This window comes from Pseudomonas sp. B21-056 (assembly GCF_026016325.1).
Classification (GTDB): Bacteria; Pseudomonadota; Gammaproteobacteria; order Pseudomonadales; family Pseudomonadaceae; genus Aquipseudomonas.
In genome coordinates, this window is sequence record NZ_CP087203.1 from 734283 (window position 1) to 759792 (window position 25510).

At 62.5% G+C, this 25510-nt stretch carries 22 protein-coding genes; 12 read left to right on the forward strand and 10 right to left on the reverse strand.

Going from position 1 to position 25510, the window contains the following annotated elements:
• Positions 1-199: 199 nt before the first annotated feature.
• On the forward strand, positions 200-4153 hold the full coding sequence (locus LOY67_RS03160; protein ID WP_265065906.1) for a dermonecrotic toxin domain-containing protein: 3954 nt from the start codon (positions 200-202) through the stop codon (positions 4151-4153).
• Between the two features lie 65 nt (positions 4154-4218).
• Here LOY67_RS03160 and accC read toward each other — a convergent pair whose 3' ends face one another.
• The 3 genes from accC to aroQ are packed head-to-tail and all read right to left on the reverse strand — an operon-like array spanning position 4219 to position 6557.
• A complete protein-coding gene (gene accC, locus LOY67_RS03165) occupies positions 4219-5574 on the reverse strand; it encodes an acetyl-CoA carboxylase biotin carboxylase subunit (protein WP_265065907.1) in 1356 nt (451 codons plus the stop codon).
• Positions 5575-5591: 17 nt separating this feature from the next.
• Positions 5592-6056, reverse strand: a complete 465-nt coding sequence (gene accB, locus LOY67_RS03170) for an acetyl-CoA carboxylase biotin carboxyl carrier protein (RefSeq protein ID WP_265065908.1) — start codon at positions 6054-6056, stop codon at positions 5592-5594.
• Positions 6057-6104: 48 nt separating this feature from the next.
• Complete coding sequence (gene aroQ, locus LOY67_RS03175) at positions 6105-6557, reverse strand: type II 3-dehydroquinate dehydratase (RefSeq protein WP_265065909.1); 453 nt, start codon at positions 6555-6557, stop codon at positions 6105-6107.
• A gap of 62 nt (positions 6558-6619) precedes the next feature.
• Here aroQ and LOY67_RS03180 point away from each other — a divergent pair, with 62 nt between their 5' ends.
• Positions 6620-6916, forward strand: coding sequence for a hypothetical protein (locus LOY67_RS03180; protein WP_265065910.1), 297 nt, complete (start codon positions 6620-6622; stop codon positions 6914-6916).
• 185 nt (positions 6917-7101) lie between these two features.
• Here LOY67_RS03180 and LOY67_RS28395 read toward each other — a convergent pair whose 3' ends face one another.
• A complete protein-coding gene (locus LOY67_RS28395) occupies positions 7102-7650 on the reverse strand; it encodes a methyl-accepting chemotaxis protein (RefSeq protein WP_413776194.1) in 549 nt (182 codons plus the stop codon).
• 1449 nt (positions 7651-9099) lie between these two features.
• On the reverse strand, positions 9100-10761 hold the full coding sequence (locus tag LOY67_RS03190) for a response regulator (RefSeq protein ID WP_265065912.1): 1662 nt from the start codon (positions 10759-10761) through the stop codon (positions 9100-9102).
• 286 nt (positions 10762-11047) lie between these two features.
• Here LOY67_RS03190 and LOY67_RS03195 point away from each other — a divergent pair, with 286 nt between their 5' ends.
• From LOY67_RS03195 to LOY67_RS03220, 6 genes are all read left to right on the forward strand, one after another.
• Positions 11048-12115, forward strand: a complete 1068-nt coding sequence (locus tag LOY67_RS03195) for a DUF2333 family protein (RefSeq protein ID WP_265065913.1) — start codon at positions 11048-11050, stop codon at positions 12113-12115.
• A 3-nt stretch (positions 12116-12118) separates the two neighbouring features.
• Complete coding sequence (locus LOY67_RS03200; protein WP_265065914.1) at positions 12119-12664, forward strand: NUDIX hydrolase; 546 nt, start codon at positions 12119-12121, stop codon at positions 12662-12664.
• 164 nt (positions 12665-12828) lie between these two features.
• Entirely contained in the window at positions 12829-13200 is a 372-nt protein-coding gene (locus LOY67_RS03205; RefSeq protein ID WP_265065915.1) for a translation initiation factor Sui1, read from the forward strand.
• 210 nt (positions 13201-13410) lie between these two features.
• Positions 13411-15324, forward strand: coding sequence for an arginine decarboxylase (gene speA / locus LOY67_RS03210; protein ID WP_265065916.1), 1914 nt, complete (start codon positions 13411-13413; stop codon positions 15322-15324).
• Positions 15325-15734: 410 nt separating this feature from the next.
• Complete coding sequence (locus tag LOY67_RS03215) at positions 15735-17045, forward strand: type VI secretion system Vgr family protein (RefSeq protein WP_265065917.1); 1311 nt, start codon at positions 15735-15737, stop codon at positions 17043-17045.
• Positions 17042-17839: a DUF4123 domain-containing protein gene (locus LOY67_RS03220; protein WP_265065918.1), complete on the forward strand. Its 798-nt coding sequence runs from the start codon at positions 17042-17044 to the stop codon at positions 17837-17839. Before LOY67_RS03215 ends, LOY67_RS03220 begins: the two co-directional genes overlap by 4 nt.
• A 4-nt stretch (positions 17840-17843) precedes the next feature.
• Here LOY67_RS03220 and LOY67_RS03225 read toward each other — a convergent pair whose 3' ends face one another.
• The 3 genes from LOY67_RS03225 to LOY67_RS03235 form a co-directional block, all read right to left on the reverse strand.
• A complete protein-coding gene (locus LOY67_RS03225) occupies positions 17844-19193 on the reverse strand; it encodes an MATE family efflux transporter (protein ID WP_265065919.1) in 1350 nt (449 codons plus the stop codon).
• Positions 19194-19411: 218 nt separating this feature from the next.
• Positions 19412-19759, reverse strand: a complete 348-nt coding sequence (locus LOY67_RS03230) for a DUF6124 family protein (protein ID WP_265065920.1) — start codon at positions 19757-19759, stop codon at positions 19412-19414.
• A gap of 541 nt (positions 19760-20300) precedes the next feature.
• Positions 20301-20594: a hypothetical protein gene (locus LOY67_RS03235; protein WP_024780721.1), complete on the reverse strand. Its 294-nt coding sequence runs from the start codon at positions 20592-20594 to the stop codon at positions 20301-20303.
• A gap of 156 nt (positions 20595-20750) precedes the next feature.
• Between LOY67_RS03235 and LOY67_RS03240 the strand changes: the two genes are divergently transcribed.
• Genes LOY67_RS03240 through LOY67_RS03255 form a run of 4 tightly spaced genes read left to right on the forward strand, consistent with a single transcriptional unit; the run spans position 20751 to position 22999 of the window.
• The gene (locus tag LOY67_RS03240) at positions 20751-21056 is read left to right on the forward strand and encodes a MazG-like family protein (protein ID WP_003186192.1); all 306 of its coding nucleotides are present in this window, start codon (positions 20751-20753) and stop codon (positions 21054-21056) included.
• Complete coding sequence (locus LOY67_RS03245) at positions 21053-21802, forward strand: methyltransferase domain-containing protein (protein ID WP_265065921.1); 750 nt, start codon at positions 21053-21055, stop codon at positions 21800-21802. The genes LOY67_RS03240 and LOY67_RS03245 overlap by 4 nt, the downstream gene beginning before the upstream one ends.
• 12 nt (positions 21803-21814) lie before the next feature.
• Positions 21815-22423, forward strand: coding sequence for a DUF4136 domain-containing protein (locus LOY67_RS03250; protein WP_265065922.1), 609 nt, complete (start codon positions 21815-21817; stop codon positions 22421-22423).
• Positions 22424-22444: 21 nt separating this feature from the next.
• Positions 22445-22999 (forward strand): DUF4136 domain-containing protein, encoded by a 555-nt coding sequence (locus tag LOY67_RS03255; protein ID WP_265065923.1) that lies wholly within the window; start codon positions 22445-22447, stop codon positions 22997-22999.
• 282 nt (positions 23000-23281) lie between these two features.
• Here the strand turns inward: LOY67_RS03255 and LOY67_RS03260 are convergent, their stop codons facing one another.
• Positions 23282-24136 (reverse strand): MaoC family dehydratase, encoded by an 855-nt coding sequence (locus LOY67_RS03260; RefSeq protein WP_265065924.1) that lies wholly within the window; start codon positions 24134-24136, stop codon positions 23282-23284.
• A 2-nt stretch (positions 24137-24138) separates the two neighbouring features.
• Positions 24139-25491 (reverse strand): 3-oxoacyl-ACP reductase, encoded by a 1353-nt coding sequence (locus LOY67_RS03265; protein ID WP_265065925.1) that lies wholly within the window; start codon positions 25489-25491, stop codon positions 24139-24141.
• Positions 25492-25510: the final 19 nt, after the last annotated feature.

A 25510-nucleotide genomic window follows, 5' to 3' on the forward strand; every position in this document is an offset into this window, starting at 1 on the left:
CAGGAAGCAGCCCAAGGCTGCGAAAGCTGCGCAGTGTACGCCAGGTTGCCGTCAAAGTGGATAAGCCCGGTGGCCGTGCGGTTGATTCCGAGCACCGCTCACCAACGCCGTCCGGCGGGGTGTTTCGATATATATATGTATGACATGGAGGTGTTATCCGGCGGATAAGGTGAGGGTCCACACAACAGGGAGGAACGTGATGGACAACACCGCCGAAGGGCAAAGCAAGGTGAATGGCGCGGGGCCGGTATCTACCCCACAGACGGAAACCGCACAAGCCGTTCTGGAAAGACTGGCGCGCTGGAAGGCCATTATCGACACGCGATTGCAGGCTCAGATGAGCTTGCTGGAAGTGCTGGAAGAGTATCTGTTGGTCGAACTGCGTACCCGTTATCAGGAAGGCAATATCGATCCACACTTCATCGGCACCCTGCTGGACACGGTGCTGCAACGGATGATCGACGACAAGCCGTTGGTGCCTGACGAAGAACAGGACATCCCCGCCCGTTGGCCTGGCGGCGCCGATCTGGGGTTCGCGGCCGAACGTCGGGAGGTCATTGTCCAGGTGGTGGAATCCGTCGCCTGGGGCGGCATTCAGCACTATAAGGACTACCTGCGTCGTTATTGGCGCATGACCGCAGGCGACGTCTCCCTCGAGGGCGTGGTCCAGCAGAAACTGAATGAGCACATGACGGCCATCGACAGGATTTTTCAGCCTGAGCAACTGGCAGGGCTGGACGTCGATGAGCTGCGAGAACGCATCGAAACGCTCCAGGACGCCTGGCGTCGCATGGGGGAATTGACTGCACTGGCCACCGCGCAGGAGCGCCGGGATCTCGATGCGTTGGCACGTTTGCAGCTGCCTCATTGGCTGCGGGTGTTGGACGAGCCCGAGCGAGCGTCGCTGCAGGTGCTTCAGGAACGGACCTCGCAGGCGCAGGCACGGGTCGATGAATGGCTCGATGGCTTGGGCTCGCTACGAGCCTTCGCCCGACAACAGGCCAAGGCGTATGTCAGGCATGAGCTGGACATGGACGTCGAGCCGGACAGCGTTCGGGTGAGGCTGCGATGGAGAACGGTGGTTGACCAGCCCATACAACGTCACAGCCTGAGCGACTTGCTGGCGGCGGGCCCGGTAAGGTCGGATGCCGTGTCGGTACTGCTGGTGGAAAACGGCGCGATGCTGCGCAACCAGCCCCTTTCCTCAGCTTTTGTCGGCCAGTTGTTGGCGGACGTGGATGCGCCCGCCGGGTACTTGCAGGCGCTGACTGATCGATACGATCGGGCGGATCTGAAGCGTGCCATGTTCGATTGGCTCGCGGCCCGACTGCGGCAAAGCGCGTTCGTGGCGCGTTGCGCGGGGCATCTGAAGGCGGTCAATCATGACGCGCTCAAAGCCCTGTGGGAGGACGAGGAGGCTGACGGCTACGCCGGCCAGTTGCGTGTCACGGGTCTTGCGCTGCCAAATGGCTCGAGGTGTGCCGACCTGTTGCTGTTTTTCCGCGAGGACATGCAAGGTGACCTGTTGCTGTATGCCCCCGCCAAGCCGGATGGCCAGGAGTGGATCGAGCTGCCGTCGATGTGGGCCGTGAGCGTGGAAATAGGCGCATGGACCCGGAATGAGGCTGGGCGCGAGTACCTGTCGCAGCAACTGTCCCCCAATGATCGCGAGATGGCCCGGGAATACTTTGCCCGCGTGCTGGACAAGCCGGTTTCCTGGGATTCGGGCAAGGACCTCAGATCGGGGGCGATGGGGTTCAGGGCCTGCCTGGAAGACGCCGTGACCATGGGGCTGGCCAATAACCTGGCGCAGGTGCAGTTGGACGAGTCGCCTCGCTGGTACTCCGCCCTGCCGCTTGAGTCCCGTCGCAACATCAGCAGTTTGAGTCAGGAGCTGCTGGTTCATCAGAGGGCATTCAACGAGCAACTTGCGGATTTTGAAGTCTTCGCGGACTTCGCCAAGCGCACCATCGCGCAGGCGATCGCGCCATACCTGCGCAGCAAGGGCGTCCTGGCGTCGGTCGATCCCGCCACCATCCTCATCGACTACAGCCCGGGGCTTGCAGGCCGTGACACGCGGACCGCGAGCCTGCTGGATCTTGTCATCCATGGGTACGACGACAACTCGGGTATCGACAATCCCCGCAAAGGCGTGCGCTCCTCGGTCGGGCAGGACCTGCGGCAGGTCCGCAGTGCCGAGCTGGCGCTCTATATCCGTCGGGCTTATGTAGGGGAAAATTATGGGAAACAGATCCGCGCCCGGTTCCTCAACGTTGACTCTGCGGACTATGCCAAGCGCCGCAATACCTACCGTCACATGTTGCTGATCCGCATGGACCGGGATCTGCGTGTCGCGAAGGGCAAGTGCCTGGTGGACGATTCGGAGTTCTGGTGGCTTACCCGGCAAGTCACCCTGCTGGGGGAGCCGGTGCCGGTGTCCGGCCCTGAATATCCGGGGGCTGCGGTGAAACGAGAGGGTGTGGTCAGGTTTACTGTCGACGGACATGTCGTATTGGGCGTTTACGTGTTCACCTACTTCGAGCCGAAACGTTCATCCTGGCTGTACACGCCCGACGCGCCGGATGGCGTCCTGTTTCGCCGGTATCGGGATTTTTCCGCCGGGGTCGCTGCGCAGCTGCATGATTACGTACTGGGCCGGGTGGCACTCACTGCCAGGGGAAAAGTACGGCGCTCGCTGGAGGCCCTGGCGACGGCGAGCACTCGCGTCGATACGTTGCGCGAACTCAATCGGGTGATCGATATCCGGGCCGAGTTCGATGCCTATATCGAGCGCAGCGTCACTGATGTGGAGGATGTCACCACCAGCCGTACCAAAGTGATCGAGGGCCAGGTCATCAAGGGCCTGCTCTTTGCGTCAGCCCCGGTATGCATGGTGTATCCCCCTTTTGTCCTGCTGCTGGATATCGCCCTCATTACCGTCAGTTCCGGGCAGGCCATCGAGGCGCATGTCCAGGGCGACACGGAAAGCGCCCTGTGGCATTGGATGTTCGCGGCCTGGGGAGCGTTGTTCGCCGCGTTTGGGCCGCAGATCGTGGGCGCTGCCAGGCGTCTGACGCAGGTCGTGAAGCCTGCATCGTTGTCCGCCCGACGCTTGAGGCATGCGGCCTCGGTTGCTGCCAAAGAGAGTGATCCGACGCTGCGGCCCATACGCTTCAAGCCCCATCAGGCCATCAAGGAAGTGCCAGCAAATCTGACAGAGGTGACTGCGCAGGGCATTTTCAAGGGCACCTGGCGTAGCCCGTCCAGTGCGTCACAGCCGCGGGACATCTACTTCATCAAGCGCAAGGGCAGGTACTACCGGGTGAAGAAGGATCCTTCTTCTGACGGTCTGCGCCTGGTGGATGCCAGGAATCCCGGGGCGCTTTATCAGGAACCCCTGCGTCGGCTGCCGAATGGCAAGTGGGTCTACAACAGGCCGGGCTTGTTGGGTGGAAACGGCGAGGTGTCCTACCTTGGGCGCGTGAATGACTTGCGGGAGGTGTTTGCTGGTCATGTCTTCCCGGATGTCTCAAGGGGAGCGTTGCAGGGCGAGGCGGTGGTGGCGAGGTTCAGCGAGGCGGTCGCGGACAACTATCTGTTTTCCCTGAACGCGCAGACCTGCGTGATCGCTTCGCTGTACAACCCGACCACCAGGATGGGGGCCGTCATTCACTTCGATCACAATATCCGTGCGCTGATCGAACGCTGTCTGCGGGACGTGACGCAGCGCCTGGGCGGAGCGGCGCAGGATATTCGTGCCAGTCTGGTGGGCGGGGATTGGCTGACCGGCACTGACATCGGCGGGCGGGTCAGGTCGGCAATGCGGCGCCAGGGCCTGCAACCCACGTGGGATCACTGGTCGTACTCGTCCTGTTTTGGCAATACCTATGGTGTCGCGCTGGATCTGCGCAGTGGCGTGACTTCGGTGTTCAAGACATCGCGGGGCCAGGTCGAACGCTACTACATACCGGTGCTGGCGCGAGCGAAAAAGAGCGCCGACCCGGTGTCGGTGCGAGCACGGGGGTTCATGAGGCGCGTGCGCAACGAGCCCCTGGTGGCCAATTCCAGTGGTGCCATCAGCACGGGGCAGGGGAGGCCGGTGACTTCGGCGCAGATCGAAGCGCAAGCCTTCCCGACGGTGGTGTTGAGCTGATCGGTTGGCAGGCAAAAAAAGACCCCGGCCAAAGGACCGGGGTCTTTTTTACATCACTTGGGACATCAAGCCTCGTGGGCCAGCTTGTGTTCCAGGTAATGGATGTTGACGCCGCCTTCGCAGAAGCCTTTGTCACGGACCAGATCGCGGTGCAGCGGGATGTTGGTCTTGATCCCGTCGACCACGATTTCGTCCAGCGCATTGCGCATGCGCGCCATGGCTTCGTCGCGGGTCGCCCCGTAGGTGATCAGCTTGCCGATCAACGAATCGTAGTTCGGCGGAACGGCATAACCGCTGTACAGGTGCGAGTCGACGCGAACGCCATTGCCGCCCGGTGCATGGAAATGCTTGACCGTGCCTGGGCTTGGCATGAAGGTTTTCGGGTCTTCGGCGTTGATCCGGCATTCCAACGCGTGACCGCGGATGACCACGTCATCCTGGGTGAACGACAGCTTGTTGCCGGCGGCGATGCTGAGCATCTCCTTGACGATGTCGATACCGGTGACCATTTCCGAAACCGGGTGCTCCACCTGAACACGGGTGTTCATTTCGATGAAGTAGAAACGACCGTTCTCGTAGAGGAACTCGAAGGTACCGGCACCGCGGTAGCCGATGTCGATGCACGCCTTGACGCAGCGCGCCAAAACTTCCTGGCGGGCCTTCTCGTCGATGCCCGGTGCCGGCGCTTCTTCGAGGACCTTCTGGTGACGACGTTGCAACGAGCAGTCGCGGTCGCCCAGGTGGATGGCCTGGCCTTGTCCGTCGGACAGTACCTGGACTTCGACGTGGCGTGGGTTGGTCAGGAATTTTTCCAGGTAGACCATCGGGTTGCCGAACGCCGCGCCTGCTTCGGAGCGGGTCAGTTTCGCCGAGGAAATCAGATCTTCTTCCTTGTGTACCACGCGCATGCCACGACCACCGCCGCCGCCGGCGGCCTTGATGATCACCGGGTAACCGACTTCACGACCGATGCGCAGGGCGGTTTCTTCGTCTTCAGGCAGCGGGCCGTCGGACCCCGGAACGGTCGGCACGCCGGCAGCGATCATGGCGTGCTTGGCCGAAACCTTGTCGCCCATCAGGCGGATGGTTTCGGCCTTCGGGCCGATGAAGGCAAAGCCGGAGTTCTCGACCTGTTCGGCAAAGTCGGCGTTTTCCGCCAGGAAGCCGTAGCCCGGGTGAATGGCGGTGGCGCCGGTCACTTCGGCAGCGGCAATGATCGCCGGGATGTGCAGGTAGGAGTGCGCGGCAGACGCCGGGCCGATGCAGACGGATTCGTCTGCCAGGCCCAGGTGCATCAGCTCTTTGTCGGCCTTGGAGTAAACGGCGACGGTCTTGATGCCCATCTCTTTGCAGGCACGCAGGATCCGCAGTGCGATCTCGCCGCGGTTCGCGATCAGGACTTTTTCCAGCTTCGCAGTCATCAAAGGCTCTCCGCGGTTCAAACGATGGTGAACAGCGGTTGGTCGTACTCAACCGGCTGGCCGTCTTCAACGAGGATGGACTCGATCACACCGCTGGTTTCAGCTTCGATGTGGTTCATCATCTTCATGGCTTCGACGATGCACAGGGTGTCGCCTTTCTTCACGGTCTGGCCCACTTCAACGAAGGATGGCGAGGTTGGCGAAGACTTGCGATAGAACGTGCCCACCATTGGCGAACGGGCGACGGTGCCGTTGAGCGCAGGCGCGGCAGGTGCTGCTGGAGCAGCGGCAGCCACTGGAGCGGCAGCGGCGGCAGGCGCGGCAACCGGAGCCTGCATCGGCGCAGGTGCGTAGTACGGCTGAGCCGGAGTCTTGCTGTGACGGCTGATACGTACGGACTCTTCGCCTTCCTTGATCTCGAGCTCGTCGATGCCGGACTCTTCCAGCAATTCGATCAGTTTCTTAACTTTACGGATATCCATGAATCATCAACTCCCAAGGGTCGGTCAGGGGCGTTTAACGCTTGTTGTTCAAGCTGTTGCCTGGTTTTCAAGCTGCTCTAGGGCGGCCTCCAGGGCCAGTCGGTAACCGCTGGCGCCAAGGCCGCAGATCACTCCCACCGCGACATCGGAGAAGTAGGAGTGATGGCGGAAAGGTTCGCGTTTGTGCACGTTGGACAGATGCACTTCGATGAATGGGATGCTCACCGCCAGCAGCGCGTCACGTAATGCGACACTTGTATGCGTAAAAGCTGCTGGATTGATCAAAATGAAGTCCACGCCTTCGCCACGGGCGGCGTGGATGCGGTCGATCAATTCGTATTCGGCGTTGCTTTGCAGATAGAGCAGATGATGGCCGGCGGCGCGGGCCCGCTGCTCCAGGTCCTGGTTGATCTGGGCCAGTGTCACGGCTCCGTAGACGCCCGGTTCACGGGTGCCCAGCAGGTTCAGGTTGGGTCCATGCAGGACCAAAAGGGTCGCCATCCGCTGTTCCTTGTTATCTGTGAGCAGGTGTCAGAACCCGGCGACTATGCCGCAAAGCCTTAATGACTGTCCAGTTCTCGGCAATAGCCAGCACGATGACCGATGTTTGCGAAAAATTTGTGACCATGGTTTGGGATCCGGTCACTGCTCCTTCACGGATCACGCTGAACCCTGTGGGAGCCTGCTCGCGATGGCGACAGCACATTCAACACCCGATCAAGCTGACCCACCGCCATCGCGAGCAAGCTCGCTCCCACAAGGGATTGGTGGTGGGCATGGATATTGGGTTCACCCGAGATCAGGGTGGGAGCGAGCTTGCTCGCGAAGACGGCAGTACATCAGACATCCATGCAATCTGACCCACCGCCATCGCGAGAAGGCTCGCTCCCACAAGGGATTGGTGGTGGGCATGGATATTGGGTTCACCCGAGATCAGGGTGGGAGCGAGCTTGCTCGCGAAGACGGCAGTACATCCGACATCCATGCAAGCTGACCCACCGCTATCGCGAGCAAGCTCGCTCCCACATGGGATTGTCGGTGGCAGTCAAACCCGAAACGCCTGCACCGCCGTATGCAACTGCCCACCCAGCACCAGCAGATTCTCGCCCTGTTCCCGTCCCTGGCCGATACGCAGCAGGTTTTCCCCGCCCAGTTGGTGGATCCGCTCGCTGTGATCGCGGATTTCGCTGACGGCGCCGCTCTGTTGGGCGGTGACTTCGGCGATGCGCACGGCGGTGTCGGCGATGGTCTGGATGGCGTCGACGATTTTGTCCAGTGCGCCGTCGGCCGCTTGGGCCTGGTTGGCGGTGGCTTCGGCGTGTTCGACTTGGGCGCGCATGCCATCGACTGACTGGCGCGCGGCCAATTGCAGGCGGGCGATCAGGGTCTGGATCTCGGCCGTGGCCCCCGCCGTGCGTTGGGCCAGGGAACGGACTTCCTCGGCCACCACTGCGAAGCCCCGGCCCATTTCCCCGGCGCGGGCGGCTTCGATGGCGGCGTTGAGGGCCAGCAGGTTGGTCTGGTCGGCAATCGAGCGGATTACCGTCAGCACGCCGCCGATGGTGGCCGATTCCTCGGCCAACTGTTCGATCATCTGCGCGTTGCCTTGTACTTCGCCCACCAGCGCATGCAATCCGGTGAGGCTCAAGCCGATGACTTTCTGCCCCTGTTCCACGGCGTGCCCGGCGCTGCGGCTGGCGTCGGCGGCCTGGCTGGCATCGCCGGCCACCTGCTGGATCGTCGCTTCAAGTTCGCTGAGGGAATCGCGGATCAGTGCCGTGTCGTCGGCCTGATACTCCGCGCCGCTGTGCATCTCGGCGCTGAGCTCGGCCAGGGTCCGGCTACTGCCGGCGACCTGTTCGGCGTTCAGGTGAATGGTGCCCACCAGGTCTGCCAGATAAGCCCGCAGCCGGTTGAGTGACGCTTCGATGTCTTGCAGTTCGCGATTGCTGGCGCCCACATGGATGTCGCGGCTGAAGTCGCCTTCGGCCCAGGTCGACAGGGCCGGCGCCAAGTGCGTCAAGGTCCGGGCCAGACGTCGTTGCAAGGTGTCGATGAGCAGCGCGATCAACAGGATCAGACCGATCATCACTCCCTGGATCAACCGCACCTCGCCCTGAATCTGCCCGTGCTGGGCACGCACCACAGGCTCCAGGGCATCGATTGCCTGTTGCACGTCAGCGGTTTTTACGTGGGTGGCATTGCTCAGTTCGGTGCGCTTCTGGATCAGTTCGCGAGTGCGCGCCAGTTCCGCCGGGTAGCGTCCGAGCAGGCTGTTGAGCTCGCGCTTGAGAGCAATGCCGGCGTCTTCGGCGACGGCTTTTTCCTGGTTTTCCAGGCCCATCAGCGCAGCGAAATCATCGCCGGCGGATTCGCTGCTGGTGGTCACGCCCAGCAGCGGCAGGCTGTCCAGTTGCTCGGCCTGTGCACGGATGCTTGCCAGTTCCCGCTCGACATCAGCGGCCAATTCGCTGCGCCCGCTGCTGACCAGTTTGTCCCGTGCCAGAGACAACCGAGCCAGGTGCTGCGACGCGGTGAATAACGGAGGCAAGTAGCCTGGGGCGCCATTGGCATACTGGGCGAGCTGGTCCAGATTGGCGCCCAGTTCACGTTCGGCCTGCAACAGCAACGCCTGAGGGTCGCCGGCCAGTTTGCCGGCGGCCAGCAGATCGGTCTTGCTGAAGCCGTCCAGGCTCGACAGGCTCGGCCGAAGCGTCTTGGCCAGTTGCGCAGGAAACTGCTCCAGGTCTTTTTGCAGGGTTTCGAGGGACTGGGTCGCCGCACTGAGGCGCAAGGCGTCGCCGCTGGCCAGGTAATCCTCGATATTGCGCGCCACCTCGCCCTGGAATTGCCGTGACAGGCCCAGGTAGCGCTCCATCAACAGGTAGGGACGTTCCAGGGCGGCCTGGGACCACCAGAGCGTGGCACCCAGGCCCAGGCACACGGCCAGCAACAACAGGGTATTGAGGTTGGTCAGCAGTTTCAGGCGCATCGAAGGTCTACCGCAGCAGAATCGTAAGTGCCTGAATTTATTGCGTTTAAATTACAGCTTTATGACTGAGTCGGTGGATTCCGATGAAAAAGTGGCACTTTGCCTTGCGCTCTGTACCCGGTTGCGACCGGCGTGCTTGGCGCGATACAGCGCTTCGTCCGCTTCGCTGGCCATCATCAGGCTGTCGGACTCCTCGCTCATCTCCACCACGCCGGCGCTGAAGGTGCACCATAGGTCATGGGGCTGGGCCGGATAGTGGATTTCGGCAAAGCGCTGGCGAATTTCATCCAGTACCGCGCAGGCGTCCTTGATGTCGGTGTCCGGCATGACAATGGCGAACTCTTCGCCGCCATAGCGGCCGATGAAGTCGGTCTTGCGCAGGCGCTGCTTGAGAAACAGCGCCAGGCTCTTGATCACCCGGTCGCCCATGGGGTGGCCGTGGCTGTCGTTGACCCGTTTGAAATGGTCGATGTCCAGCATGGCAAAACTCAGGGGCTTGCCTTCGCGACGGGCGCGGAAGCAGCAGTCCTCGAGCAATTGCAGGATGTGGGTGTGGTTGTACAGGCCGGTGAGGCTGTCGCGCACCATCCGCGCCTTGAGGTTGCGGGCCCGCGCCGCACGGTTGCGCACGGTGGTGATCAGGTGCCGGGGCTTGATCGGCTTGGTCAGGAAGTCGTCGCCGCCCTCGCTCATGGCGTCGAGCTGCTTGTCCAGGTCATCTTCGGCGGACAGGTAGATGATCGGCACACTGACATAGCGGTCATTGTGGCGGATCACCTTCGCCAGTTCCGTGCCGGTGCAGGTGGGCATGTACATATCGAGGATGATCAGGTCGGGCTGGAAATCAGCCAGCTCGGCCATGGCCTGGATCGGTTCGATCAGCGTGCGGGTCACGATGCCGGCACTGTTGAGCAGGCGCTCGGTGTGCAGGGCCTGGGCACGGGAGTCATCGATGATCAGCACTTTATAGGGCTCGTACTGGGCGACGCAGGTCAGCACCTCGATCTTTTCCAGCAGACTCGATGCGTCGAGGGTACCGGTGAGGAACTCCTGCCCGCCGGCGCGCACGGCCGCCAGACGTGTCGGGGTATCGGTTTCCAGTAGGCTGAAGAACAACAGCGGCATGGGCTGTTCCAGGCCTTGCTGGGCTTCGGCCGCCAGTTTCAGGCCGATGCCGGGGCCGCTGAAGTCCACATCCATGACAATCGCCGCCGGCAGGCGCTCGACCATCGAGGCGCGAAAGGCCGCGACACTCTCCAACGCCTGGGCGCTGAGGCCAAAGAATTCCAGTTGCTTGGCCAGGCGCTCGGCACGGTCATGGTCTTGCAGCAACACATAGATAGGTTTGCGCAACGGCGGCAAGAAGGTTTGTTCGAGCTGGTCCCCATGGCGCAGGCCCGTGCGGGACAGGCGCTGCATCAGGCGATTGATCTCGGTGATCAGGTGACTGCTCAGCCGCCCGCGATTGGCATCCACCGCTTGCAGCGACTGACTGATGCCTTGAGCCAGTTGGGAATGCTCCGGCTGTTCGAAGCGCTCGGCAAAACGCAGCAGACGCAGATTGGCTTCGCTGAGCTCCGACAGATCAGTGCTGGACCATTCACTGCGTTGCAGGCGCTGCCATATCTCCAGGATCTGACGAGCCTGATGAATTACCCGCTGGGCAAAGTGGTGCTTGAGGCGCTCACGGCTGGGGTCTTCTGGCTCGGTCATTATCCTGACTACTTAGTTAGAAACATGCTGAGGTCGACTGGTGGCTCTATGCTAGCATCTCTTTTCAAATGCATGAGTGTCGTACGTCAATAATCTACCCGGCAGCGACATTCAGTTTGTGACCGGTCGGTTTCGTAGGCCGATGGTCGCGCTTCCTTTATAGTTGCCATCCGACTGCCCCGCCTTGGCCGGCATGATCCGCGTAGCATTATCGCGTTTCAAATCAGGCACGATGGCGTAGGGTTGTGGTCGAACCGTGAACTCAAGTGATTGAAGGGACATCGCCATGCTGGACTGGAAAAACCGCGCGGGCAGCGCACCTGAACGTGCCGCCGAGTCGAAATCGGCCACCCGCAGCTACCTGGGTGGGCTGTTTTTCAGCCGCGCGCTGGCCACGCTGATCGGCCTGTACCTGCTGGTGACCATCGCCATCGGCTGGTACTGGAGCCAGGAGCCCGCCCTGTTTCCCGTGCAGCAGAATGCCCAGGCGGCGGCCGAGAAGGACGGCCGGCAAATGGTGGTCGGCTACACCACCGTCGAGACCCTCAAGACCGTGGCCGGAACCTTGCTGACCAAGCCGGGCGGCTACATTTCCAACGACCGTTTTCCACCCGGCCTGTGGATGGACAACATGCCGAGCTGGGAATACGGCGTGCTGGTGCAGGTCCGCGACCTGAGTCGCGCCTTGCGCAAGGACTTCGCCCGTTCCCAGTCCCAGTCCGCCGAGGACGCCGACCTGGCCAAGGCCGAGCCGCGTTTCAACTTCGATAACCGCAGCTGGGTGCTGCCCTCCAGCGAATCGGAGTACCAGGAAGGGATCAACTCCTTGAGCCGCTATCAGGCGCGCCTGTCCGATCCTGATCAGAAAAGCGCGTTGTTCTACGCCCGCGCCGATAACCTGAACAACTGGCTGGGGGATGTCGGCACTCGCCTGGGTTCGCTGTCCCAGCGCCTGTCGGCCAGCGTGGGTCGGGTCAAGCTCAATACCGCGTTGAAAACCGAAGTCACCGCGCCGGGGCAGGTGCCGGAGGTGGATGAAGAAGTGGTCGAGACCCCGTGGATGCAGATCGATAACGTCTTCTACGAAGCGCGCGGCCAGGCCTGGGCGCTGTCCCACCTGTTGCGCGCCATCGAAGTGGACTTCGCCGATGTGCTGGCGAAGAAGAACGCTACGGTCAGCGTGCGGCAGATCATCCGTGAACTGGAAGCTTCCCAGGAGCCGGTCTGGAGCCCGATGATCCTCAATGGCAGCGGCTTCGGTGTCTTGGCGAACCATTCCCTGGTCATGGCCAACTACATCTCCCGGGCCAACGCGGCGGTGATCGATTTGCGGCAATTGCTGAACCAGGGCTGATTCATGAACGAAAGCCCCCGGGAGGCCGCTCACCGAGTGGCCTCGGATGCCGAGCTGATCGCTTGGGTCGATGAACACGACAACCTGCTCGGCAGCCTGGTGCGTTCGGATCTGCGTGAGCGCGGCCTGATCGGGCGTGGCACCTACATCATGCTGTTCAACTCGGCGGGTGAGCTGTGCGTCCACCGGCGAACCCTGAGCAAGGCCATCTATCCCGGTTTCTGGGACGTGGCGGCGGGCGGGATGGTGCAGGCCCATGAGTCCTACGCCGAGTCGGCGGCCCGTGAACTGGCAGAGGAACTGGGCGTGAGCGGGGTGCAACTCACCGCCCACGACCATTTCTATTTCGAAGACCCCGGCAGTCGCCTGTGGTGCTCGGCGTTCTCGGCGGTGTGGGACGGTCCGCTGGTATTGCAGCCCGAAGAAGTGCTCGAAGCGCGCTTCATGCCGATCGAACAGGTACTGGATGAAATCCAGCACAAGCCTTATTGCCCGGACTCGTTGGCGGCGCTCGAGCGTTATCTGCGTGGTGTCGCAAAGAAGCTGTAAATTGGCGCGGATTGGCCCTTAGCAAGTCGGCTTTTTGCCGTTACACTGCGCGACTTTTCAAGCTGAACCGACGTCTGCGGTCCAGTAGCGCTGCCCCTGCCTGAGTGGGGCTTCGCGGTCGAGGCACTCCCCGACCAGTCTTTGTCCTCCCGAGAGGATTGCCGGTGGCCAAAAAAGCCGCATCCTTCGCCGCCTTGGGCGGCTTGGTATTTTCTACCGACGCCGGTCGTCATTGCCCCGATTGCCGTCAGCCGGTGGATGCCTGCATCTGCAAACAGACCGTCATCCCCGCTGGTGATGGTATCGCCCGTGTACGCCGTGAAAGCAAAGGCCGCGGCGGCAAGACGGTGACCACGATCACCGGCGTGCCGTTGGCCGAAGACGCGCTCAAGGATCTGGCCACCACGTTGAAGAAACGCTGTGGCACCGGTGGCGCGTTGAAAGACGGTGTCATCGAGATCCAGGGTGATCATGTCGAGCTGTTGTTGGCGGAACTGATCAAGCACGGTTTCAAGGCGAAAAAATCCGGCGGCTAGCAGCCTCTGTGAAAACCGCTCCGGCTTGATCCGAACCCGATGTTCGAGGTCGCCCATAGGGTTTTCACAGAGCCTGTTCTGAACGGTTTCTAAACTCAGCGCTGCACGCACGGTCTACCCTGCTTGCAGGCAAATCGTCATTTCCATTCTCTAGACTGCGCCAGCCTCCGACCGGATGGTGCATTTTGACTTCTTTTATAGGGGACTTCGATGTCCGTACGACGCACACGCAAAGACGATGGCAGCCAATGGACAGTTGCGGACAGCCGCAGTGTTTACGGGATCCGCCATTGGGGGGCCGGGTATTTCGCGATCAATGACGCCGGTCGCGTCGAAGTTCGTCCGAACGGTCCCGAGAGTTCGCCTATCGATCTGTTCGAGCAGGTCGATCAATTGCGCCAGAGCGGTCTGTCGCTGCCCTTGCTGGTGCGCTTCCCCGACATCCTGCAAGACCGTGTGCGCCAGCTCACCGGCGCCTTCGACAGCAACATCGCGCGCCTGGAGTACCAGAGCCAGTACACCGCGCTCTATCCGATCAAGGTCAACCAGCAGGAAGCGGTGATCGAGAACATCATCGCCACCCAGAACGTCTCCATCGGCCTGGAGGCCGGCTCCAAGCCCGAACTGCTGGCGGTGCTGGCCCTGGCACCGAAGGGCGGGACCATCGTCTGCAACGGTTACAAGGACCGTGAGTTCATCCGCCTGGCGCTGATGGGCCAGAAGCTCGGTCACAACGTGTTCATCGTGATCGAAAAGGAATCCGAAGTCGGCCTGGTGATCGAAGAGGCCGCATCGCTCAAGGTCAAGCCACAGGTTGGCCTGCGGGTGCGCCTGTCGTCCCTGGCGTCGAGCAAATGGGCCGACACCGGTGGCGAGAAGTCCAAGTTCGGCTTGTCTGCGGCACAGTTGCTGTCGGTGGTCGAGCGCTTCCGCGCTGCCGGCCTGGACCAGGGCATTCGCCTGCTGCATTTCCACATGGGCTCGCAGATCGCCAACCTGGCGGACTACCAGCACGGCTTCAAGGAAGCGATCCGTTACTACGGCGAACTGCGCAGCCTCGGCCTGCCGGTGGATCACATCGACGTCGGCGGTGGCCTGGGCGTGGACTACGACGGTACGCATTCGCGCAACGCCAGTTCGATCAACTACGACATGGACGATTACGCCGGTGTCGTGGTCGGCATGCTCAAGGAATTCTGTGATGCCCAGAGCCTGCCGCATCCGCACATTTTTTCCGAAAGCGGTCGCTCCCTGACTGCGCACCACGCGATGCTGGTGGTGCAGGTGACCGATGTGGAGAGACACGTCGACGACATGCCGGTGATCGACAACAAGCAGGAGCTGCCGGAAACCGTGCAGTGGCTGGTTGACCTGCTGGGCCCGACCGATATCGAGATGGTCACCGAAACCTACTGGCGCGCCACCCACTACATGAGCGACGTGGCCACCCAGTACGCCGACGGCAAGCTGACCCTGGCGGAAAAAGCCCTGGCCGAGCAATGCTACTTCGCCGTGTGCCGTCGCCTGCACAACTCGTTGAAGGCGCGCCAGCGCTCCCATCGCCAGGTGCTGGATGAACTCAACGACAAGCTCGCCGACAAGTACATCTGCAACTTCTCGGTGTTCCAGAGCCTACCGGACACCTGGGCCATCGGCCAGGTGCTGCCGATCCTGCCGCTGCATCGTCTCGACGAAGAGCCGCTGCGCCGCGCCGTGCTGCAAGACCTGACCTGCGATTCCGATGGCAAGATCAAGCAGTACGTCGACGAGCAGAGCATCGAGACCAGCCTGCCGGTCCATGCCCTCAATCCCGGCGAAGACTACCTGCTGGGGATCTTCCTGGTGGGTGCCTATCAGGAAATTCTTGGCGACATGCACAACCTGTTCGGTGACACCGATTCGGTGAACATCTACCAGAACGCCGACGGCAGCGTGTACCACGCCGGTATTGAAACCCACGACACCATCGAAGACATGCTGCGCTACGTGCACCTGTCGCCGGAGGAGTTGATGACCCACTACCGCGACAAATGTGCCAGCGCCCGCATCAGCGCCGCCGAGCGCACCCAGTTCCTCGATGCCCTGCGCCTGGGATTGACGCGTTCGTCGTACTTGTCGTCCTGATGTGCAGATGAATGCTCATTGATCACGGGGTCCTGTAGGCGCTGGCGAAGCCTGCGATCTTTTGATTTTGATCTTTCGCTTTCGACTCAATTGTCTGGGGCAAGATCGCAGCCTCGTTGCACTCGGCAGCTCCTACACAGCGTCTACGCATGCCAGCGGGGCGCGTCTTCTCCTTGATTGATCGGCATCGCCCTCCGGGTCTGTCAGAAAACTCACCGCGCATCGCGGGTTTTTTCGGATAGGCCTGGAGGGCGTTTTTATTTGTGCCGCTGTTATTTCCGAACGCCGGGTCATTTACCCAGCGCTGTCCTCATTTCATGTAGTCCCTTTCCTAACTTGTACTTGGGCTCTCTACTCCGCCATGGCTCTCAGCGAGAATCCCCGGCCGCCCCTCCTGTAGAGATACGCCGATGTCCGATCCAGCCTGCGAGCCATCATTTCGTCTGGAGATAGCCGGTCTGCCCGAACCCTTTGTCGTTTCGGCCTTCATGGGTAGCGAAGCCATCAGCGAGCCTTTCGCCTATGAGCTGGAGTTGTCGCCCGGCAACACGCCGCCAGACCTGGCGGGCCTGTTGTACCGCAGCGTCTGGTTGAGTTTCGGGGCGTCGGGCGGGGGCATCCACGGGCAGATTCACGAACTTGTGCAGCACCGTCCCGGCGATGGTTGTCGCCTGCGTATCGGGCCGAAACTGGCCTGCCTGGCGCAGCGCTTCAATCAGCGGGTACTGAGTGACTGCACGGTGCCGCAGATCATCCGCCAGGTACTCAAGGCCCATGGCATTGGCGGTCGTCAGCTGTGCCTGGATCTGAAGGGCGACTATCCGCCGCAGGATTTCTGTACCCAGTACCGTGAGTCGGATCTGCAATTTCTCCAGCGGGTGTGTGCCCAGACGGGCATCCACTTCTACTTCGAACAGGCTCGGGACGGGCAGTGCCTGGTGTTCGCCGACAGTGCGGGCGGCTTTTCCCCGGTCGACGAGGCCGGCTACGGAGCGACTCCGGGGATTCAGGTCTTCAACGTACAAACCAGCGCCACGGGAGAGCAGGTCGCCCAGGGCAGCAGTGACCTGATGGGCTTGTACAGCGGGCAGGTACTGTCGCTGACGGGGCATCCTTTTGCCGATTGGAACCTGCGTTGGCTGCTGACGAAAGTCGAGCACCGGGCTGATGCCTGGGGCTATGGCAGCCATTTTCAGGCCGTTCCCTGGGGGTTGCCGTTCGTGGCGACCGGGCTTCCTGCCAAGCCGCGCATGCTGGGCCGACAGCGCGGATGGATCGTGGAGGTGGACGAGCCGGCGTTGCAGATGGTCGGGCGGGTGGCGGTGCAGTTCGATTGGGTCTATCAGGGGGAGGGGGCCAGTCCCAGTCATTGCTGGCTGCCATTGGCGCCCGAGCTGGCTGCCTGCGCGACAGACACCTTCCGTGCGGGCACCGAGGTGTTGGTGAGTTTCCGTGAAGGTGACCCGGATCGCCCCATGATCAGCGCGTTTCTCGACGTGCCGCTCGCTGCTGAGACACCCGATGAAATGTCCCCGGACTCGACTGCCCACGAAACACCCTGGCCGTCCGGAGCCGATCCGATGTTGTTGTCCGCGATCCAGGCGGCCGAGCCGTTGGTGTTGCTGTGCCTGCTCCCCGGAGGCGGCAGCTTCGGTTCCTGTGACCAACCGATCTGTACCTGCCGACTGGTGACGCGGCGCAACCCGGGTGCCGTGCCATGAGCGCTGCGAGCCTGTCCGGATCAACCCCCCACTGGCTGCTGCTCGACCTACCCGGCGCTCCCAGGGCGGCGCAGCGTCTACAAGAGCAGTTCCCGCAAACAAGGTGCTTTGCCTTGTTCGAAGACACCGAATGGCACGGGCTCAAGGAGCATGGCCCGCTGCTGGTGGACTTGCAGCAATCACCGGCCCTGGCCAGTCTATGCCATCTCGACGCCGGTTCCTGGCCAGGGCTGTTGTTGGTGAGCGAATCGCCGGTCACGCAATTGCTGGCGCATCTGCGACGCATGCTGACGGTGACCCTGGGTCCTCACCACAAGGCGCTGCTGAGCTATTACAACCCTCACACCGCCAGTTATTTTTTCGACGGCTGCGACCCCGGGGAGCTCAGTTGCTGGCTGGGGCCCATCCGTTTGCTGCGCTGGTTCGGCGGTACCTGGGCCGACCGGGCCATCGGCTGCCAGGGTTGGCAGCAACTGTCCAACCCCCGGTTGCCCGTGGCGCCACTGGAGAACGAACACAGCCTCAGCGCCCGGCAGCAGGGCAAATTGCAGCAATGCCTGCTGGAGCGTCACGCCTGGCAGTGGTCGCGTGCCACCGGGCGTGAATATCGCGCGCTCTGGGATTGCCTGGAGCAAGGCTTGAAACTGGGGTTCACCGAACGGGAAGTCCTCGACGGCTGGCTGTGGCTGCGCCTGCAATACCCCGAGGCCCGGCCTATGCCAGAACTGGCGGGCGGTTCCCAACGCGAGCGGCTCGAGTATCTGCGACGGTTGTGGCAAGGCGATGAGGAGTGAAGCGTTATTCGGCTTGGGCCGCGAGCCAGCGATCCTGCCGCTGCAAATGCCAGGCGATGCCACCGAGGGTCAGGCTGCGCAACGCCATGAACAACAGGAAGGTGATCCACAGCCCATGATTGCCCAACCCTTGCAGCGCCCAGGCAAAAGGCAGCGCCAGCAACAAGGTCAGTAACATGCCGTTGCGCATTTCCCGGGCACGGGTGGCGCCGATGAACAAGCCATCGAGCACATAGCTCCAGACCGCGATCAGCGGCAGGGCGGCGAGATAGGGCAGGTAGCGGTAAGCAGTGTCACGCACGTCGGGGATGTCGGTCTGCATGTCGATGAACAGGTGCCCAGCGAGCAGAAACAACAGCGCAAACCCGATGCTAGCAATCAGTGACCAACCGCAGGCCACCACCAGTGAGCGGCGCAGCGCCAGGCGGTCGCGGGCGCCAATGGCGTGGCCGCACAGCGCTTCGACGGCATGGGCGAGGCCGTCCAGGGCGTGGGCGGTCAGCAACAGCCCGTTGAGCAGCAGCGCGTTGGCCGCAACGGTCGCATCCCCCAGGCGCGCGCCTTGCACGGTGATCAGAAAAAACACCGATTGCAGGGCCAGGCTGCGAATGAAAATGTCCCGGTTCACCGCAAGCAGCGGGCGCCAGCTCTGCCACAAGCCCAGGGTCGCCCAGACAATCTGTCCGGGCCAGGCCCGCAGGGTTTTGTGGGCCAGGGCCAGGCCGACCAGCGCCCCGGTCCATTCGGCAATCACCGAAGCCCGGGCGGAACCGGCCACACCCCAGTCCAGGCCGAGTACGAACCACAGGTTGAGGGCGATGTTCACCAGATTGGTGGTTAGCAAAATCGCCAGCGGTGCCCGGGCATTCTGGGCACCGAGAAACCACCCCACCAGCGCATAACTGGCCAGTGCCGCCGGAAGGCCGAAGAGCCTTGTATAGAAGAAGTCCCGGGTCAGTTGATTGAGCTCGGCGGACGGCTGCATGAAATGCAACGCCACGTTACTCAACGGCACCCCGACGATTCCGAGCGCCACTGCCAACCCTATCGCCAGCAGCAGGCCTTGCAACAACACTTGGCGCAACGCCGCGCCATCACCCCGCCCGGCCGCCTGGGCCGCGAACCCGGTGGTGCCCATGCGCAGGAAACCCACGGCCCAGGCCAGCACCGTATACAAACTCGCCCCGACCGCCACCGCCCCCAACTGATGGGCATGCGGCAAATGGCCGATGACCGTGCTGTCCACCAACGCCACCAGCGGCACGGAAATGTTCGAAAGAATCATCGGCGCGGCCAACGCCCAGACCCGACGATGGGTGAGGCGGTCGCGCCAGTCGGCGAGCAGGTTGGGCATGGGGGCTCCTTGATGGAGCGCAATTGTAGCGGGTTTGTGACGAGAGAATTTATCCCCGCCGGACTCTGTAGGAGCTGTCGAGCGAAGCGAGGCTGCGATCTTTCCCCTGCCACTTGAGTTTCAAGTGAAAGATCAAAAGATCGCAGCCTCGTTTCACTCGACAGCTCCTACGCGAGCGGGGATAAATCCCCTCGCCACAAGGTGATGTGTTGCTTCGGCTAGCGTGGGTCTACGTTATCCAGCGCCCGGTTTGCCAATAAGCCACCCAGCTCGATCAACTGCTGGATGCCCAGCGCCACGTGACGGCGCGAGCCGTCCAGGTCGAAGGCCAGGTCAGCGGCCATGGCATTGGCCGAGGCCAGGGTTTCGCTGAGGTTGGCGAGCAGGCATTCGGTGTCGATGCCGTTCGCAACGGTGAACAGCTGGCCTGGGTCGGTTTCGGGCGGTTCGGGCTTGAGGTAGAAATCGAGGGCGCGCTTGGCGGCTTTGTCGAAGGCTGTTGAGTCGGTGGGATCGCTGGGGGATGTTGAATCGCTGACCGGTGGGTTGGGGGTTACCTTGAACATGGTGAATCTCCTTGATGAGTGGAGCCATCATCCTTCGCTGCTAAACGAGTTGGGTGGCGGCTGTACGCGGGTTAGCAGACCAGGCATCAAGGAACCCGGCGCACCGAAGTGCCCCACGCATAGCCGCCATAATGCTGCCAGTCCGATACTGAAGACTGTTCAAATGGCGACACTGGCGTGCCTTGATGTTATCCGAGCTGCTAAACCCGATCGCTGATTGGTCAGCGACCAGGAAACAATAAAACCCGTCCCCAAGGCGCACAAGCCGGCGGATTCTGGCGTAGTTGTAGGCAACGGCGCAAGGCGGTGTAGCCCGGGCCTACACCTGAAGGAATGGAATAAACAGAGGGCTTTTGTGGCGAGGGGATTTAGCGAAACGTCGCACCGCCCCGCTCGGCTGCGCAGCAGTCGTAAACCCGGCTGCCGCGGTTTACCAGATGTACCGCAGAGCCTGGTTTTGGGGCTGCTTCGCAGCCCAGCGGGGATGAATCCCCTCGCCACAGGAGATCACACTGTCCCGGGGCAGGCGGTGATCCTTGAGTCAGTGAATGATCCAACTCAACAACCACAGCCCCAGCACCAGCCAGATAATCCCCAGCACAATCGACGCACGCATGAACGCGCGGATCGCCGAGTAGAGCAGCATCAGGCCGAGGATCAGCGCGATGATGCTGATGATTGAGGTGTCCATGCCCAGCGCTCGCGACAGGCCGTCGACAAAGTTGCCGCCGGCATTGGCCAGGGTGTTGAACAGGCCGCTCAGCAGGTCGACGATGAAACGGATTATCGAGCCGAGTGCCTGGCCGAGCCATTCGAAAAAGCTTTCTACCTGCATGTTTGCATCCTGATGAAGAGAACAAGCCTTGGCTTCCTGATTGTAGGAGCTGTTGGCGCCGTGTTCGTTCGATTATGGGGCAAATTGCCGCTTCGTATCGAGACGCTTGCCTTCCCCTGTCATCCCCCGGAAGCTATGGGCATCCAGGAGAGCCCGATGAACCTTGTTGAACTGACTGAACGCCTGCACGCCATTCGTGATCGCAACGATTGGCGGCAATTCCACAGCCCGAAAAACCTCGCCATGGCCGCCAGTGTGGAGATGGCCGAGCTGGTGGAGATTTTCCAGTGGTTGACCGAGGACCAGTCGCGCCAGCTGCCGGCCGACAAACTGGCCCACGCTGGGCAGGAAGTTGGTGACATCGTGTTGTACCTGTTGCTGCTGTGCAGCGAATTGGGTCTGGACATGGACGCCGTGGTGCGCAGCAAACTGGCCGACAGCGAGCGGCGGTTCGGCCAATGAGCGACCGTCATTTCGATCAACTGGCCACGCGCTTCGCCGAAAAAATCTATGGCGGGGCCAAGGGCGCGATTCGCCTGGCGGTGCTCCAGGCCGATCTGCTCGAAGTATTGCCGGAGCGCCCCTTGCGTGTGCTCGACATCGGCGCCGGCCTGGGTCATATGTCGTTGTGGCTGGCCGAGCGCGGCCATCAGGTCACCCTGGCCGAGCCGGCCGCGCCCATGCTCGAAGGCGCCCGCCAGCGGTTTGCCGATGCCGGCCAGGAGGCAACCTTCATCCAGGCTCCATGGCAGGCACTGCTGGGCCAGCTCAGCGAGCCGTACGACTTGGTGCTGTGCCACGCGGTGTTGGAGTGGCTGGCCGAGCCTCACACGATCCTGCCGGTGCTGCATCAACTCACGGCACCCGGCGGCTGGCTGTCGCTGGCGTTCTACAACCGGGACGCGCTGGTTTATCGCAACTTGCTCAAGGGGCATTTCCGCAAATTGCGCAAAAACGACATGGCCGGTGAAAAACAGAGCCTGACGCCGCAACAACCCCTTGATCCGCGAGAATTGGCGGCGCAACTTGAGGGTGCGTGGCAGGTCGAAAGCCAGAGTGGCGTGCGGGTTTTTCACGACTACATGCCGGTGGAGTTCCAGGGCCGGGTCGAGTTGCCGCAATTGTTGGAAATGGAGCTGGCCCACCGTCGCCATCCCGCGTTTGCCGGGCTGGGACGTTACCTGCACTGGATCTGCCGTCCCCTCTGATCGGAGAGCGAAATGCAAGGCCGTACAGGATTACTGATGTTATGTCTGGGGCTGGCGGCCTGCCAGGGCCCCAACCCCTATGTCGCCACCTCCAGGCCATTGCCACCGGCCCCGCCCGAGGCTGCCACGGTGTTCGACCGCAGCGCATACCCGGCGGCACCCCGTGACTATGGGCGCTATCGCAGTTGGGCCTGGCTCAACGGACGCCTGCCGGCGGGTACTGCGTGGGCGGACTCGGCCCAGGTGGCCGAGGCGGTGAGCAACGCCCTTGACCAGCGCGGCCTGCGTCCGCTGCATGACAACCGGCCGGCCGACCTGTTCGTCAGCGCCGACCTGCGGCTGGAGACCCGCCTGCGCCAGGTTCGGGAAGATTACGATTCGGGTTACTACGGTGGCTACAACCGCTACGGTCCCGGCTACGGCATGTACAACACCGTGCCGGTCGTGCGCACGTATCAGGAGCAGGTCGTGGTGGTTCGCGTCGACCTGTTCGACGCCCGCAACGGCCAACCGGTATGGAGTGCCAGCGCCGAGACCCGTCAACAGGGCCGTCCGGGTGATAACACCGATGCCATTCGCGAGGCGGTGGAGAAGGCCATGTCGGCCTATCCACCAGGTTGATTACGCAACAGGAGAAGAGTGATGTTCCGTCGTCTTGCTCTACTGGGCCTTGCCCTGCTGCTCGGCGCCTGTGCGACCAATCAGGTCAACCATGATTTCGATACCAGCCGCGACTTTGCGGCCTACCGAAGCTGGAGCTGGAAAGACCCGGCGTTGCAGTACCGTCCGGATGATCCGCGGATCAAGAGCGACCTGACCGAACAGCGAATCCGCCAGGCCGTTGCCGATCAGCTCGACCAGCGCGGCCTGCGCCCTGCCGCGGGTGGGCGCGGCGATGTCCTGGTCCAGGCCTATCTGATCGTCGAAGACCGCCAGCAACAAGTGACCACCAACTATGGTGGCGGTTGGGGCGGGCCCTGGAATGGTTACTGGGGCGGGCCGATGTACAACGAAACCCGCAACGTCAGCTACAAGGTCGCCACGGTGCAGATCGACTTACTCGATGGCAAGGACGGCAAGCTGGTCTGGCGCGGCAGTGATGAGCGACTGGTCAGCAGCTCACCCAACCCGGCTGACCGCGACAACGCGGTGCGCGAGACGGTGGGGCGGATCCTGTCCAACTACCCGCCGCGGTGACCATCGCTATCGCGAGCAGGCTCGCTCCCACAGGAGATTTGTGTCGAACACAGATGTCTTGTTCACTGTAGATCCAAAATGTGGGAGCGAGCTTGCTCGCGATGACGGTGGCACATTCAACATAAGTGCAACTGACCCGCCGCTATCGCGAGCAAGCTCGCTCCCACAGGGGATTTGTGTCGAACACCGATGTTTGGTCGCTGCAGATCCAATGTGGGAGCGAGCCTGCTCGCGATGACGGCAGTCCATTCAACATAGATGCAGGCTGACCCACCGCCTGCCTCAGGCAATCGGTCGCCATTTCCCCGTCATATGCTCCAACTCCCCCGATCCCATCAATTGTAAATCCCCACTGGACCCCGCCGCGCTCGCCAGCAGCGTCACTTCACTGGGCAGGCGTACCGGCTTCTTGAAAGTCACCTCGATGTCGAGGTTGGCTTCGGGCATGTGGTCATCCAGTGCCGCCAAGGTCCGGGCTTTGTTCCACAGGCCATGGGCGATGGCGGTGGGGAAGCCGAACATCCTGGCACTGATGGCGCTCAGGTGGATCGGGTTGTAGTCGCCGGACACCTTGGCGTATTGCCGGCCGATGTCGGCGGGTGCGGTCCAGCGCGCCACTTCGGTCAGCGCCGGGCTCGCCTGCGCGGGCGGTTCTACCAGCGCACCATCAAGCTGCACGCCCTTGCAGAGCATCTCGCTCTCGGCTTCCCACAACGGTCCCAGTTGATCTTCGATGCGGGTCACGAGGTTGAACACCGCGCCCTTGGGGTGAGGCAGCAGGTTCTCGACATGGACACTGGCCCGCACCTGGCTGACGCCGCCCATGGGACGGAGCACGCGGATGCGGTTGCTCAAGTGGATCAACCCCAGCAGCGGGAACGGGAAGTCCCGGGCGGTGAGCAGTTGCATCTGCAGGGCGAACGCCAATACGTGAGGGTAGGTCGGTGGCAGCAGACCGTTGTCGACAAAACCACAGACCTTGCGATAAGCCGCCAGGCGCTGCTGATCGACCTGGAGCATCTGGCGCAACCCTGTCTCCGGCAAAGTCTTGCCCGTGACCTTGCGACGTGTCGCGGCTTTCGCGTAGAGCCCCGACATGCCTGGCGCGCTGCTGACCTCATGCCATTGGATCGTCATGGTCAGGCTCCCAAAAGGCTTTGTCCGCACACACGCAGCGCCTGCCCGGTGACGGCCCCGGTGCCCGGCTGCGCGAGCCAGGCCACCGCTTCGGCGACGTCCTGGGGCAAGCCACCCTGGCCCAGGGAACTCATGCGTCGTCCGGCTTCGCGCAGGGCGAAGGGGATCTCGGCGGTCATGCGGGTTTCAATGAAGCCTGGGGCCACGGCGTTGATGCTGATACCGCGCGTCTGCAAGAGCGGCGCCCAGGCCTGGGCCAGGCCGATCAACCCGGCCTTGCTCGCCGCGTAGTTGGTCTGGCCGCGATTGCCGGCGATGCCGCTGATGGAGGCCAGCAGAACCACCCGGCCATTGTCCCGCAGGGTGCCGCTGTCGAGCAGGGCCTTGGTCAGCACTTGCGGCGCGTTGAGGTTGACCGCCAGCACCGCGTCCCAGAATTCCGGCGTCATGTTGGCGAGGGTCTTGTCCCGGGTGATGCCGGCGTTGTGCACCACGATGTCGACGCCGTCGGGCAAGTGTTCGATCAACTGGCTGGCGGCGTCTTCGGCGCAGATGTCCAGGGTCACGGCGCGCCCGCTCAGGCGTGCGGCGAGGGCGTCTAGGTCGGCTTTGGCCTGGGGAACGTCCAGCAGGATCACATCGGCGCCGTCACGGGCGAGGGTTTCGGCGATGGAGGCGCCAATCCCGCGGGCCGCGCCGGTGACCAGTGCCTTGAGCCCGGTGAGCGGTCGCGTCCAGTCCTGGACCTGGGTCTGGCAGGCATTGAGGCGAATGACCTGCCCGGAAACGAAGGCGCTCTTGGGCGAGAGGAAAAACCGCAAGGCACCTTCCAACTGGGCCTCGGCGCCGTCGCCGACGTAGAGCAGTTGCAGCGTCCCGCCATGGCGCAGCTCCTTGGCCAGGGAGCGACTGAACCCCTCCAGCGCCCGCTGGGCACTGGCGGCGAAGGGATCCGTGAGGCTTTCCGGGGCGCGACCGAGGATGACGACATGGGCGTTGCGGTCGAGATTCTTCATCAGTGGCTGGAAAAACTCCCGCAACTGCTTGAGCTGATCGGCCTGGACCAAGTGGCTGGCGTCATACACCACCGCCTTGATTTTCGGACCGTGGCCGGGGATCCACTCGGTGGCCAGGGTCGGTTCGGCGCCGTAGACGAAAATGGCATCGGTCAGGCGCTTGGCGAACGTGCTGATCGGTTCGATCAGCGGCCCGCCGCCCAGCAGCAGCGCACCCTCGATTGGCCGCAGCCGTCCGGCCTGCCAGCGTTCCAGACGTACCGGCGATGGCAGGCCAAGGGCCCCGACCAGGCGCAGGCCAATGGGCGAATTGGCGAAGTCGATATAACGGTCAGACATGGAACGTACTCCGGCTGAT

Excerpts from the sequence above, each read along its gene's own strand:
- LOY67_RS03160 (WP_265065906.1), top strand. The coding sequence starts at position 200 with ATGGACAACACCGCCGAAGGGCAAAGCAAGGTGAATGGCGCGGGGCCG.
- accC (WP_265065907.1), bottom strand. The coding sequence starts at position 5,574 with ATGACTGCGAAGCTGGAAAAAGTCCTGATCGCGAACCGCGGCGAGATC.
- accB (WP_265065908.1), bottom strand. The coding sequence starts at position 6,056 with ATGGATATCCGTAAAGTTAAGAAACTGATCGAATTGCTGGAAGAGTCC.
- aroQ (WP_265065909.1), bottom strand. The coding sequence starts at position 6,557 with ATGGCGACCCTTTTGGTCCTGCATGGACCCAACCTGAACCTGCTGGGC.
- LOY67_RS03180 (WP_265065910.1), top strand. The coding sequence starts at position 6,620 with ATGACTGTCCAGTTCTCGGCAATAGCCAGCACGATGACCGATGTTTGC.
- LOY67_RS28395 (WP_413776194.1), bottom strand. The coding sequence starts at position 7,650 with ATGATCGAACAGTTGGCCGAGGAATCGGCCACCATCGGCGGCGTGCTG.
- LOY67_RS03190 (WP_265065912.1), bottom strand. The coding sequence starts at position 10,761 with ATGACCGAGCCAGAAGACCCCAGCCGTGAGCGCCTCAAGCACCACTTT.
- LOY67_RS03195 (WP_265065913.1), top strand. The coding sequence starts at position 11,048 with ATGCTGGACTGGAAAAACCGCGCGGGCAGCGCACCTGAACGTGCCGCC.
- LOY67_RS03200 (WP_265065914.1), top strand. The coding sequence starts at position 12,119 with ATGAACGAAAGCCCCCGGGAGGCCGCTCACCGAGTGGCCTCGGATGCC.
- speA (WP_265065916.1), top strand. The coding sequence starts at position 13,411 with ATGTCCGTACGACGCACACGCAAAGACGATGGCAGCCAATGGACAGTT.
- LOY67_RS03215 (WP_265065917.1), top strand. The coding sequence starts at position 15,735 with ATGTCCGATCCAGCCTGCGAGCCATCATTTCGTCTGGAGATAGCCGGT.
- LOY67_RS03220 (WP_265065918.1), top strand. The coding sequence starts at position 17,042 with ATGAGCGCTGCGAGCCTGTCCGGATCAACCCCCCACTGGCTGCTGCTC.
- LOY67_RS03225 (WP_265065919.1), bottom strand. The coding sequence starts at position 19,193 with ATGCCCAACCTGCTCGCCGACTGGCGCGACCGCCTCACCCATCGTCGG.
- LOY67_RS03230 (WP_265065920.1), bottom strand. The coding sequence starts at position 19,759 with ATGTTCAAGGTAACCCCCAACCCACCGGTCAGCGATTCAACATCCCCC.
- LOY67_RS03235 (WP_024780721.1), bottom strand. The coding sequence starts at position 20,594 with ATGCAGGTAGAAAGCTTTTTCGAATGGCTCGGCCAGGCACTCGGCTCG.
- LOY67_RS03240 (WP_003186192.1), top strand. The coding sequence starts at position 20,751 with ATGAACCTTGTTGAACTGACTGAACGCCTGCACGCCATTCGTGATCGC.
- LOY67_RS03245 (WP_265065921.1), top strand. The coding sequence starts at position 21,053 with ATGAGCGACCGTCATTTCGATCAACTGGCCACGCGCTTCGCCGAAAAA.
- LOY67_RS03250 (WP_265065922.1), top strand. The coding sequence starts at position 21,815 with ATGCAAGGCCGTACAGGATTACTGATGTTATGTCTGGGGCTGGCGGCC.
- LOY67_RS03255 (WP_265065923.1), top strand. The coding sequence starts at position 22,445 with ATGTTCCGTCGTCTTGCTCTACTGGGCCTTGCCCTGCTGCTCGGCGCC.
- LOY67_RS03260 (WP_265065924.1), bottom strand. The coding sequence starts at position 24,136 with ATGACGATCCAATGGCATGAGGTCAGCAGCGCGCCAGGCATGTCGGGG.
- LOY67_RS03265 (WP_265065925.1), bottom strand. The coding sequence starts at position 25,491 with ATGTCTGACCGTTATATCGACTTCGCCAATTCGCCCATTGGCCTGCGC.